Below are 11,577 nucleotides of genomic sequence, written 5' to 3'. Positions count from 1 at the left end.
TCTTTTGAAATTCATTCCCCGTGTTACCGATGCAACAATCCTTATTCACCTGATTCTTCAACACGTCCATCGTCTTCATCATCAAACGTTTCTCCCTCACCGGCATTGTCATCCAGATTAGTGTCGGGTTTCTTAAAAGAGCCTCGTTTCAGCAGTTCATTCCGGGCCCTTCCCCGCTCATCTTTCATCAGACGCCCGGCTTCTTCTATCATTGCCTGGGCATCTTCCACGGAAATATTTAAAAAGGCCGCAATATCCTCGGGCACAGCATCCATGATATCCAGAAACGAGGAATAACCAGCCTTGAACAGTAACTCTGCTGCCGGCAGGCCCACTGTGGACAATTTCATCAAACTGTCGTATCCCTCCTTGACCTCCCGACTGTACTCCTCTTCACTGGTGACTTCAAGATGCCAGCCGGTAATCTCACAGGCAAGGGATACATTCTGACCGCCCTTACCTATAGCAATGGAGAGATATTCATCATTGACAATCACCTCCATGGACTGATTGTCTTCATCAATGATAACCCTTGCGATTTCAGCCGGGGATAAGGCATTGCAGACAAATCTTGCAACGTCCGGACTCCACTGAACAATATCGATTTTCTCTCCCCGCAACTCCTGGACAATATTCTGAACCCGGTTGCCCTTAACACCCACGCAGGCCCCTACGGGGTCCACATCGGAATCAATGGAGGAGACAGCAATTTTCGCCCTTACGCCGGGCACGCGTGCTGCAGCCCGGATGGAAACAATGCCTTCGGCCACCTCCGGCACCTCGGTTTTAAACAATTCAACCAAAAATTCCGGATGGGTCCGGGATAAAATAATCTGGGCACCTTTGGATTCTTCCAGCACATCAAGGACATAAGCACGGATCCGATCCCCTCGCTTATAGCTTTCCTTAGGCATTTGCTCCCTTGGCCGCAGTACAGCCTCGGCCTGGCCCAAGTTGACAATGATGGCACCCCGGTCAAAGCGTTGGACAATACCGTTGATTATTTTACCTTTTTTATGGATAAAATTCTCATATACGGCATTGCGCTCTGCTTCGCGCATTTTCTGTATGATCACCTGCTTGGCCGACTGAGCCGCAATGCGGCCGAACTCCTCGGTATCCATTCGAATCCCCAGCGAATCACCGATTTCACATTCGGGGTCAAATTCAAGCCCTTCCTCCAGGGTCAGCTCACTGTCGGGATATTCAACCTCCTCAACAACCTCCTTAAAATGGAAAACTTCAACATCTCCGCTTTTTTCATCATAATGGACTTCGATATCCGCCCTTGGGCCGATCTTTTTTCTGGCGGCAGAGACAATGGCCTCTTTCAAGGTAGTAATGAGGATTTCAGCATCAATACCCTTTTCTCGGCTTACCTGATCGATCACCCTTTTTATGTCTGTAATCAACATATTAAACGCTCTCCATTTTACTGACCTGCAAGAATTGCTCTCATGATATTGGTTCCGGAAATATCAAAGGACATGCCGTCTACGGCAATCGTCACAGAATCTTCATTTGTCTTCTCAAGAATCCCGGTGAACTTTTTTCTTCCATCTATAACTTCATGGGTTTCAATTTTAATGCGTTCTCCCTGGAATCTGATAAAATCCGCCTTTGTCTTCAATGGGCGATTTGGGCCTGGGGATGACACTTCCAGGCGGTAAGGACCAATATCCTCAATATGAATATCAATCAGATCCCCAAGTTCTCGACTGACTGCCACACAGTCATCAAGACCAACCCCTTTGGGCTTGTCAATATAAATTCTGACAAATTTCTGCCGATTATGGACAACACATTCAATGTGTACCAGTTCCAACCCCAAAGAATCTATCAGGGGTTCGGCTACAGCCTCAATCCGCTGTTCAACAGCACCGGGTTTTTTGATGTTTATAAATCCCATCTCCTGAAGCAATCGTCCTTTTTCCACAAATACAAAAACGGGCAGATGCCCGTTCCCGATACTAAAACTCTCAAAAATCCTCACCAAATATCAGGCTCAGATCATATCTTTCCCCTAAACAAGTGGAACAAATCTGCCGACCAATACCAAATTAATTTGGAGCGGGCAACGAGGCTCGAACTCGCGACATCAAGCTTGGGAAGCTTGCACTCTACCAACTGAGTTATGCCCGCATTTTAGCGGTTAAATATAACAGGGCGTATTATATTTGTCAACCTCTTATTATATAACTATAACCGCATTTTCTATTTTAGCACCGGTCTCCCGGATCAATGGCAACCATCTACCTCGAAATTATCCAGGCAGCCCAGCGTTAAAATCATTAATTAGCTTCTGGGACAACTGATCATGAATCTTTTTAATATTTTTTTCTGTCAAGGTTTTTGAAACAGAGCGGTAGACTATCCTGAATGACAGGGATTTTTTATCTTCACCAATACTGCGGCCTTCAAATACATCAAAAAGGAAATAATCTTCAATCAAGGCCTGCTGTTGGGCAAAAGCTGAAATGGCATCCATCATGGCGCCGACCTCAACACGCTTTGAGACAATAAAGGTCATGTCCCTGGAAATTGAAGGGAATTTAGGGAGCCCAACTGCCTGAATAGCCTGGGGAACCGATTTTTCAAGACTGTTCATATCTATATCAAAAAGATATGCATCCTGTCTCAAACCAAAGGCTGCTCCCACATCTGAAGCTATTTTTCCAAGCGTACCAAGGATCAGACCGTCTCTCATCACCCTGGCACCATACCCCGGCTGAAAATAGGGACAGGTATGAGCATCAATTTTTTCATAAATCACACCGGAAATCTGAAGCGAATCCATCAATCCCTGTACAACACCCTTAAGATCGAAGAAATCCACAGCTTCCTTTTTGGAATACCAGGTCTGATCCCAGCGGTATCCGGTGATCAGCCCTCCGATCACTTCTACTTCTTCGGGCTGTTCGCCCGGCCCTTTGTCATAGAAAATTTTGCCGATCTCAAACAATTGAAGGGTATCCACCTGTTTGGCCGTATTCCTGGCCATGGCTTCCAGCAGTCCTGGCACAATGGATGTCCTGAGTACTGCCATCTGGTCTGAAATAGGATTTAAAATCTCAACCATCCGGGTTCTTTTATCCGACTCGTCAATGCCCATACGTTCACAGGCATCCTTTCGGATAAAGTTGTAATTGATGGCCTCACAAAATCCAAATCCCGTCATGGCCCGACGAATTTTGCCCCGTAACACAAGGCGCGCGGCAAGGGGCTGGCCCTTGGCTCTCACCAAAGGATAACTGGTTTCAATTTTATTATACCCCCACAACCGGGCCACTTCTTCGGAAAGATCCTCGGGCCGGGCCACATCAACCCTGAAAGAGGGGACATGCACCTGCAGGCAGCCATCTTCCTTTTTGTCAACGCCAAATTCCACAGACGCCAGAATCTGTGCCATCTCATCTGCGGAAAACGAAGTCCCTAAGCGTAGGTTCAACGCCTCAGGGCTCAAATCAATGGTCACAGGTTGAGCCTTGACGGGATTCTCATCAATAATTTCCCTGGCAATGGTCGCCGAACATAACTGAGCCATTAATGAAACGGCTCTCTTCAAGGCGAACATAGTGCCTTGAGGATCTACGCCGCGCTCAAATCTGTGGGAGGCATCCGAACCGATTCCCGTCCGCTTGGCAGTTCGCCGGATGGACACAGGATTAAAATAGGCACTTTCCACCAACACGCGGGTGGTGGCATCCGTAATTTCGGAATTCTCACCACCCATGACACCGGCAATACCCACAGGCTTATCTCCGTCACAGATCATGAGCATTTCAGGGTCAAGTTTGTGGGTTTTCGAATCAAGCGTTGTAAACTCAAGCCTCGCGTCACCGGGTTTTCCGGCTGTTCTTACAATAATTTTGCTTTGGGCAATATTATCATAATCAAAGGCATGCAAGGGTTGTCCGGTTTCCATCATGACAAAGTTGGTGATATCCACCACATTATTGATAGAAGAGAGCCCAACGGCTTCAAGACGCTGTTTTAACCAAAGCGGCGACGGTTCGACCTTGACGTCAAACAGCATACCTGCAGTATATCTTGGACACAGCTCCGGATCCTCAATCTCAACAGAAACAAAATCGTGAATATTCCGGGAATCCATCAGGGCTTCCGAAAACGTCACGTCCGGCAGGGTTACCTTATTTCGGGGCTCTGTAAACGCCCCTATTTCCCGTGCCACCCCGATAAGACTCAGACAGTCCGGCCGGTTGGGGGTCAGATCAATTTCAAAAACAACATCAGCCAGTTTCAAGGCTGATTTAAGGGGGGTTCCGGCAACAAACTCGCCCTCAAGATCCATGATACCGGATGCGTCATCCGCAAGCATCAGCTCAGCAGCCGAACACAGCATACCGTGGGACGGTTCGCCCCGCAGCTTGCTTTTCTTTATTTTGAAATCACCGGGCAGCACGGCCCCAGGCAGAGCACAGGCAACATACATGCCTTCCCTGACATTGGGCGCACCACAGACAATGGGAGAAAGCTCTCCTGTTCCAATATCGACGCCACAACAGGTAAGCGTCTCAGCATTGGGATGCTGATTTGCCTGTACAACCTGGCCGACAACCACATTGTCCAGGTAATCATAAAGACTTTCCACCCCATCCACTTCAAGACCGGCCATGGTCAGTCTGTCGGATATTTCCTGGGGATCAAGATCAATGGGAATATATTCACGCAACCAGCTTAAACTGACTTTCATAATTAGAACTGCCCTAGAAAACGCATATCGTTTTCAAAATATTTTCTGATATCATCAATTCCGTACTTGAGCATGGCAACCCGTTCCATACCAAGGCCAAAGGCAAACCCCGTATACGTTTGGGTATCATAACCCACGTTTTCAAACACAGCCGGGTGGACCATACCGGCCCCCAGAATTTCAATCCAGCCGGTCTTCGAACAGACCCGGCAGCCTTTGCCCTTGCACATGACACATCGCATATCTACTTCAGCACTGGGTTCGGTAAAAGGAAAAAAACTGGGCCTGAACCGCAACGAAGTATCCTTATCAAAAAACTGCTGAACAAACGTGGTCAGCACCCCTTTAAGGTCGCCAAAAGAGATGTTTTTGTCCACCATCAGGCCTTCAACCTGATGAAACATAGGGGTATGGGTCAGATCCGAGTCACAGCGGAACACCTTACCCGGAGAAATAATGCGCACAGGCGGGTCGGTTTTTTCCATCACCCGGGGCTGGGAACCTGACGTATGGGTTCTCAAAACGATATTTTCAGACAGATAAAAGGTATCCTGCATGTCCCTGGCCGGATGATACTGAGGAATGTTCAGTGCCTCGAAGTTATAATAATCGGTTTCAACTTCCGGACCTTCGGCAATGTCAAACCCCAGACGCAGAAAAATACCGCAGATCTCTTCTATCACCTGGGTAATGGGGTGCAGGGCACCTTTTTTCACCATACGTCCGGGCAAGGTGACATCAATACCTTCAGTATCACCTGCGGCACCGGCTTCCAGATCAGACTGGGCATGTTTTAACGCTTTTTCAAGCTTTACCTTGAGCAGATTACCATTTTTCCCCGCAGCAGGGCGTTCATCCACCGGAAGGGATGGAATATTACGCAAAAAAGCTGTGAGCACCCCCTTGCGACCCAAAAAGTGGATGGAAACAGACTCAAGGGCTTCCTTTGAATCCGCCGCACGGATTTGTTCCAGGGCCTGTTTTTCAATGTCTTGGAGATTGTTTTGCAAGGTTCCCCCGAAAATACGCTTTAGTTCAATTTGGCAGACGCCTGGGAAGCCAGCTGGGAGAATCCCGCGGGATCGGATACAGCCAGATCAGCCAGAACTTTTCTGTCCAGTTCACTGCCCGTAAGTTTTAGTCCGTTCATGAACCGGGAATAGGACAATTCATTCATCCGTGCACCGGCATTAATACGTACAATCCATAATTTCCGAAAATCTCTTTTTTTTGCCCGGCGGTCTCTATAGGCGTACATTAATGCTTTATCCACTGAATCGGCAGCAGTTCTGTAAAGCTTGCCTCTTCCACCCCTGAAACCCCTTGCCAGCTTAAGCACCTTGTTGCGGCGTCTTCTTGCTTTGAATCCTCTTTTAACTCTCATTTTTTTACACTCCTTTATGTACCATCAGCCAACCGGTACATTGGCCGGCTTCCATATCAATATTAAAAACGCTGCAAAGCCTCACTAACCGTAAGGCAGCATCCGGCGAACTTCTTTCATATCAGAACCGGCAACAATCTGGGGCTGGCGAAGACTTCTTTTCCGCTTAGTGGTTTTCTTTGTCAGAATATGACTGGCATGGGATTTGCGAAACTTGTATTTACCTGACCCGGTTTTTTCAAACCGTTTGGCAGCCGCACGGCATGTCTTAATTTTTGGCATTACTAAATCTCCTGAAGGTTCGAACTATTATAAAAACTAAAGGCGGTATATACATGATATACCACCACACATAAATATCCCTTGGCACCAGAAAGCCGATACAAAAAGACGAAAAACAGATAACCGGTGATTATTTAGGACCAAGCAGCATAGTAATGAACCGCCCTTCAAACTTGGGAAACTGTTCCACCTGGGCAAAGTCTTTGCTCATTTCCACTATTTTTTCCAAAATGATATTGGCCTGTTCCTTGAGCATAAACTCACGACCTCTGAAAACCAGGGTTATTTTTACCTTATCACCATTGGAAATAAATTTCTCCATGTGCCGGACCTTGGTTTCAAGGTCATGATCGTCTGTTTTAGGACGGACCTTGATCTCCTTGATCTGAACACTTTTCTGCTTTCTTTTGGCTTCCTGTTTTTTCTTAGTCAGCTCGTATTTATATTTTCCATGATCCATTATTTTGCAGACAGGAGGCTTGGCCTCCGGCGACACTTCAACCAGATCCAAAGCTTCGCTTTCAGCAATACGCAACGCCTCAGCAATAGGCAGAACCCCTATCTGTCCGCCATCAGAACCGATAACCCGTACCTCAGTAGCTCTGATCCCCTTATTCACTCTTGTCTGATCCTGCTTAACTCGCTTAGTAGATATTTTAACCTCCCGCCGCAGCAAAAAATTTTAATCATGTCAATATGACAAGCATAACCTTTGGATTATATATACACTATGCATACAAATCAAGATTTATTTATTTTATTTCTGAATTACACCCCTGTTTATTCCCGGACTCACGCCGTTGATCAAGCGTATATGACTCCAGCAGACTGTCCTTCCAATATAAGTTAGCATCTTTATTAAAAAAATCATGAAAAAGATCAAGACTTTTTTTACGCAGCACATGGGGAACGACCGTAATCTGCGCATCCCTATATAAGGGTGCCAGATGCCGCCTGTCCAGGCCGGTCCCCCCACCCATCACATCTTCATAGGCAAATACAACAGTCCGGATGCCGGCCAGAATAATTGCGGCAAAGCACATCAAACAGGGCTCCATGGTACAGAACAGCACAGCCCGTTCCGGGATAAACCGCACATCCGAAGATTCAAGGGCCTTAAGCGCACGTATTTCTGCGTGGTCAATTTCACTGAAAAAAGATAGATCCCCCGACGTGCCGGCCCTGGCACCCGAGGCAATCACCCGATCATCTTGAACAATCACGCACCCCACAGGAAACTGCCCCTGATCAAAGGCTTTGCGAGCTTGTTCAAGGGCCTGCTCCATAAAAATCTCGTAATCCAAAAACACCCCTTTCTTGATTTTTTTAATAAATGCTGTATTTAATTTTATTTTTATTTTATTTCAATACTGTTTTGATGAATACAACAATACCCCAAATAAAACAAAATCCCAGTATACGGGAAATCTTCCAGCAACGGGAGCACAATTTCCTGTCAAAATACGGCACCCCAAGTACCAGCGCTGAACGCAGACACCCAGATGTTACCCCCAGTAACATCAGAACACCCTTTCAGTTAGACCGGGACCGAATTGTATACTCCAATGCCTTCAGGCGTTTAAAATACAAAACCCAAGTTTTTTTATCGCCGTTAGGAGACCATTACCGGACCCGGCTCACCCATACCCTTGAGGTTTCTGAAACGGCAAGGAATATTGCCCGGGCCATGCGCCTGAACGAGGACCTTGCCGAAGCGGTTGCCCTTGGACATGATTTAGGACATACACCCTTTGGACACGCCGGAGAAACCGCCCTAATTGAGGTATACACCTCCCGTTTTACCCATTCCGACCAGAGCTTAAGAGTGGTGGATGTATTGGAAAACAGAGGGAAAGGCCTCAACCTTACCAAGCAGGTCAGAGACGGCATTCTGAAACACTCCAAGGGATTCGGCAATATTATTCCGGCCACGCCAGGAGAAACCGCGTCCACCATTGAAGGACGAATTGTACGCGTGGCAGACATCATTGCCTATCTGAACCATGATCTTGATGATGCGCTCCGGGGCAAGGTGATCTCCAAGGACGAGGTGCCTGACATCTGCATCCGAAAGCTTGGCACAACCCACGCTGACCGCGCATCCACAATGATGGAGCAGCTGGTTTACAACAGCGGCCCCCAAAATGGAGAATTCATTTTAAATATGGGTAAGGAGACCATGGAAGCCATGACAATCCTAAGAAAATTTCTCTTTGAAAAAGTGTACCGCTCACCGGCCGTGCATGGAGAATTTGTAAAGGCAAAAAAAGTAATTATCGGTCTTTACACATATTTTATGGAAAACCCCGACGAGATGCAAAAAGAGCTGGAAAAAATGGAAATGGCCCCATGGGATTCAGCAAAAAACACACTGAACCGATCTGTGTGTGATGTCATTGCCTCCATGACCGACCGGTACGCACTTAAATTGTATGCGCGTCTGTTTTTTCCCAACCCACTAGTTTAAAAGATACTCACCAAGGACGCCAATGACAGTCATGATGGATATCCCGGAACATTTTTCACCCCTGGCCCAGCTTTACCATGATATGGATAAGGCATGGAACCAGGTTGCGCAACAATATGGATTTCAATGCAAGGGCTGTCAAGACAACTGCTGCCTCTCTCTTTTTTTTCATCATACCCACGCAGAAGCATCTTTTCTGCAGTTTGGATTACAGACATTGTCTCCCAAAGACCAAAAGCATGTGTTAACGCTTAGCCGGGACTATTGCCGCCAAACCTTTTCTGACTCTGCGGAAAAAGACAATCCGGCGGCATCCAAAAAAATCCCCTGCCCACTGCTCAAAACGGGCAGGTGCAGTCTTTACCACTTTAGACCAATGATCTGCCGGCTGCACGGACTGCCCCATGAGCTTCACAAACCCGGATTTAATGTCATAAAAGGACCAGGCTGTGATGCCGGAAAATTTGACCGCCGTACATATATTCCTTTTGACCGGACCCCGTTTTATAAACAGATGGCTGTTATAGAAATGAATTTCAGGCAGTTGACAGGTAAAACCGGAAAAATTAAAAAAACGATTGCTCAGATTCTTCTGAATTATAAGCCAATTTATTTGGAGAAAATTTAATGTCAAGCGGTTTATATATCACCGCCACCCAGGCGGGCGCGGGTAAATCAGCCATTGCACTAGGCGTAATGGAAATGCTTTTTCGAAAACTCGAACATGTAGGCTTTTTCAGGCCCATCATCACCAAGGACCCCGAAGATGCCTGGGATCTGGATATTGAACTGATGTCCAGTCAGTACAACCTTGACCGGCCTTATGCCACCATGTACGGCGTCACCCAGAATGAGGCCGACCAGCTTTTAAGCCATGGCAAAAAAGATGAGTTGCTTGAAAAAATTATCGAAAAATACAATGATGCCAGGGAAAAATGCCGCTTTATCCTTTGCGAAGGAACAGATTTTGTATCTTCCACCACCGGTGTGGAGTTCGACATCAATGCGACGATTATCCAGAATCTGAACTGTCCTGTACTCCTGGTGGCTGATGCCCACAACAAATCCATGGAAGAGGCTGCCACGCTTACCAGTATGACCTTAGACTCCCTGGGAAGCAAGGGGTGTCATATTCTGGGCACCATCATTAATCGAGTGAGGCCCGCCGACCTGTCCGGTATCATTGATTATTTCAAAAAAACCGGACTATTCCCTGATCAGCTGATATATGCCGTGCCCGAGGAAGAGGCGCTGGCCAACCCAACCATTGCCGAAGTTGCCAGTGCTCTGGGCGCAAAAGTACTTATTGGAAGCAATCAGCTCTATCGGCATGCACGGGGGTTTACCGTTGCTGCCATGCAGTTGACAAACCTGTTAAGCAGAATTGACCACGGCACCTTGATCATCACCCCGGGAGACCGGGCCGATGTAATTGTGGGCTGCATGGCAGCCCAGTCTTCGGATTCCATCGCAAATATTTCCGGCATCATTTTAACCGGCGGTCTTGTACCTGAAGGTCCGGTATGGGAGCTTATAAAAGGCCTTCCCGATGCCGTACCCGTGATCAGCGTCACCGAAAACACGTTCCCCACAGCCCTGGCCGTGGAAAAAATCAGAGGTTCGATTTCCCCGTATGATGACAGAAAAATCACCCGGGCTCTGGCACTATTTGAACAGCACGTGGACATTGAGCGGATGATGAATAAAGTCATCACCACAGACGCCACTATCATGACACCGAAAATGTTCGAATACGAACTTATCCGTAAAGCCCGGATGTTCAAAAAACGGATTGTTCTGCCCGAAGGAAATGAAGACCGCATATTGCGCGCCGTGGAAACCATTCTGCGACGCGGAATTGCCGACATTACCCTTCTTGGAGATGAAAAAAAGATCCGTCACAAAATCAGGACGCTTGGCCTGCGTATGGAAGGATTTGAAATCATCAATCCCGGAAAATCCAAACTGCTCAACACTTATGCCGAGGTCTATTGCGAATTAAGAAAGCACAAGGGCATGACCATTGAAAATGCCCGGGACCGGGTGGCGGACGTCAACTATTTCGGCACCATGATGGTACACATGGGTGATGTGGACGGCATGGTATCAGGCGCTGTCCACAGTACCGCCGCCACCATCATTCCCTCATTTGAAATCATCAAAGCCAAAACCCCCCAGACCCCGGTATCCGGACTGTTTTTCATGTGCCTGCCACACAAAGTCCTAGCTTACGGAGACTGTGCCATCAATCCGGACCCCAATGCTGAACAGCTTGCAGAAATTGCCATTACCTCCGCAGAAACAGTGAAAATGTTCGACATTGAACCAAGAATCGCAATGCTCTCATATTCCACGGGCACCTCAGGCAAAGGCAAGGATGTTGACAAGGTCCGGGAAGCCACCAGGATCGTACAGCAAAAGCGCCCGGATCTGCTCATCGAAGGTCCCATCCAGTATGATGCGGCCATAGAACCCGATGTCGCAAAAACTAAAATGCCGGACTCGCCTGTGGCCGGCAGGGCAACTGTTTTTATTTTTCCGGATCTCAACACAGGAAACAATACATACAAGGCGGTTCAACGCTCCTCCGGCGCCGTGGCCATTGGCCCGACCCTGCAGGGTTTAAACAAGCCGGTAAACGACCTGAGCCGGGGATGTCTCGTAACCGACATTATCAACACAGTGGCAATCACAGCCATCCAGGCCGCCGAGCAGGATATGAAACGTTAG

The 11,577-nt window shown here is 47.5% G+C and carries 11 protein-coding genes and 1 tRNA gene; 3 read left to right on the top strand and 9 right to left on the bottom strand.

Translation table 11 applies throughout. From position 1 onward, the window contains the following. Nucleotides 1-41: 41 nt before the first annotated feature. The 9 genes from nusA to DESPODRAFT_RS03845 form a co-directional block, all read right to left on the bottom strand. Nucleotides 42-1,415: a transcription termination factor NusA gene (gene nusA / locus DESPODRAFT_RS03885; protein WP_004071488.1), complete on the bottom strand. Its 1,374-nt coding sequence runs from the start codon at nucleotides 1,413-1,415 to the stop codon at nucleotides 42-44. Nucleotides 1,416-1,432: 17 nt separating this feature from the next. Next, the gene (gene rimP, locus DESPODRAFT_RS03880) at nucleotides 1,433-1,993 is read right to left on the bottom strand and encodes a ribosome maturation factor RimP (RefSeq protein WP_157488405.1); all 561 of its coding nucleotides are present in this window, start codon (nucleotides 1,991-1,993) and stop codon (nucleotides 1,433-1,435) included. A gap of 73 nt (nucleotides 1,994-2,066) precedes the next feature. Further along, nucleotides 2,067-2,142: transfer RNA gene (locus tag DESPODRAFT_RS03875), tRNA-Gly, on the bottom strand. A gap of 121 nt (nucleotides 2,143-2,263) precedes the next feature. Then, nucleotides 2,264-4,714, bottom strand: coding sequence for a phenylalanine--tRNA ligase subunit beta (gene pheT / locus DESPODRAFT_RS03870; protein WP_004071484.1), 2,451 nt, complete (start codon nucleotides 4,712-4,714; stop codon nucleotides 2,264-2,266). Nucleotides 4,715-4,716: 2 nt separating this feature from the next. Next, nucleotides 4,717-5,724 (bottom strand): phenylalanine--tRNA ligase subunit alpha, encoded by a 1,008-nt coding sequence (pheS, locus tag DESPODRAFT_RS03865; protein ID WP_004071483.1) that lies wholly within the window; start codon nucleotides 5,722-5,724, stop codon nucleotides 4,717-4,719. Nucleotides 5,725-5,744: 20 nt separating this feature from the next. Next, the gene (gene rplT / locus DESPODRAFT_RS03860; RefSeq protein WP_004071482.1) at nucleotides 5,745-6,098 is read right to left on the bottom strand and encodes a 50S ribosomal protein L20; all 354 of its coding nucleotides are present in this window, start codon (nucleotides 6,096-6,098) and stop codon (nucleotides 5,745-5,747) included. An 84-nt stretch (nucleotides 6,099-6,182) separates the two neighbouring features. After that, on the bottom strand, nucleotides 6,183-6,380 hold the full coding sequence (gene rpmI, locus DESPODRAFT_RS03855) for a 50S ribosomal protein L35 (RefSeq protein WP_004071481.1): 198 nt from the start codon (nucleotides 6,378-6,380) through the stop codon (nucleotides 6,183-6,185). A gap of 130 nt (nucleotides 6,381-6,510) precedes the next feature. Further along, nucleotides 6,511-7,056 carry a translation initiation factor IF-3 gene (infC, locus tag DESPODRAFT_RS03850; RefSeq protein WP_004071480.1) on the bottom strand — a complete coding sequence of 182 codons (546 nt, stop codon included), beginning with the start codon at nucleotides 7,054-7,056 and terminating at the stop codon, nucleotides 6,511-6,513. A gap of 76 nt (nucleotides 7,057-7,132) precedes the next feature. Next, the gene (locus tag DESPODRAFT_RS03845) at nucleotides 7,133-7,684 is read right to left on the bottom strand and encodes a nucleoside deaminase (protein ID WP_004071478.1); all 552 of its coding nucleotides are present in this window, start codon (nucleotides 7,682-7,684) and stop codon (nucleotides 7,133-7,135) included. Between the two features lie 74 nt (nucleotides 7,685-7,758). Here DESPODRAFT_RS03845 and DESPODRAFT_RS03840 point away from each other — a divergent pair, with 74 nt between their 5' ends. From DESPODRAFT_RS03840 to pta, 3 genes are read left to right on the top strand one after another with little or no spacing between them, the layout of a single operon-like run. After that, nucleotides 7,759-8,847, top strand: coding sequence for a deoxyguanosinetriphosphate triphosphohydrolase (locus DESPODRAFT_RS03840; protein ID WP_004071477.1), 1,089 nt, complete (start codon nucleotides 7,759-7,761; stop codon nucleotides 8,845-8,847). A gap of 22 nt (nucleotides 8,848-8,869) precedes the next feature. Continuing rightward, nucleotides 8,870-9,475, top strand: coding sequence for a YkgJ family cysteine cluster protein (locus DESPODRAFT_RS03835; RefSeq protein ID WP_004071475.1), 606 nt, complete (start codon nucleotides 8,870-8,872; stop codon nucleotides 9,473-9,475). After that, nucleotides 9,475-11,577, top strand: coding sequence for a phosphate acetyltransferase (gene pta / locus DESPODRAFT_RS03830; RefSeq protein ID WP_004071473.1), 2,103 nt, complete (start codon nucleotides 9,475-9,477; stop codon nucleotides 11,575-11,577). The genes DESPODRAFT_RS03835 and pta overlap by 1 nt, the downstream gene beginning before the upstream one ends.

Origin of the sequence: Desulfobacter postgatei 2ac9 (assembly GCF_000233695.2) — a bacterium.
Lineage (GTDB): Bacteria > Desulfobacterota > Desulfobacteria > Desulfobacterales > Desulfobacteraceae > Desulfobacter > Desulfobacter postgatei.
This window is presented reverse-complemented; position numbering and strand designations above follow the sequence as displayed.

What these genes read in the sequence shown, in the direction of transcription:
- nusA (WP_004071488.1), bottom strand. Translation starts at nt 1,415, where the DNA reads ATGTTGATTACAGACATAAAAAGGGTGATCGATCAGGTAAGCCGAGAA.
- pheT (WP_004071484.1), bottom strand. Translation starts at nt 4,714, where the DNA reads ATGAAAGTCAGTTTAAGCTGGTTGCGTGAATATATTCCCATTGATCTT.
- rplT (WP_004071482.1), bottom strand. Translation starts at nt 6,098, where the DNA reads ATGAGAGTTAAAAGAGGATTCAAAGCAAGAAGACGCCGCAACAAGGTG.
- rpmI (WP_004071481.1), bottom strand. Translation starts at nt 6,380, where the DNA reads ATGCCAAAAATTAAGACATGCCGTGCGGCTGCCAAACGGTTTGAAAAA.
- DESPODRAFT_RS03840 (WP_004071477.1), top strand. Translation starts at nt 7,759, where the DNA reads ATGAATACAACAATACCCCAAATAAAACAAAATCCCAGTATACGGGAA.
- DESPODRAFT_RS03835 (WP_004071475.1), top strand. Translation starts at nt 8,870, where the DNA reads ATGACAGTCATGATGGATATCCCGGAACATTTTTCACCCCTGGCCCAG.
- pta (WP_004071473.1), top strand. Translation starts at nt 9,475, where the DNA reads ATGTCAAGCGGTTTATATATCACCGCCACCCAGGCGGGCGCGGGTAAA.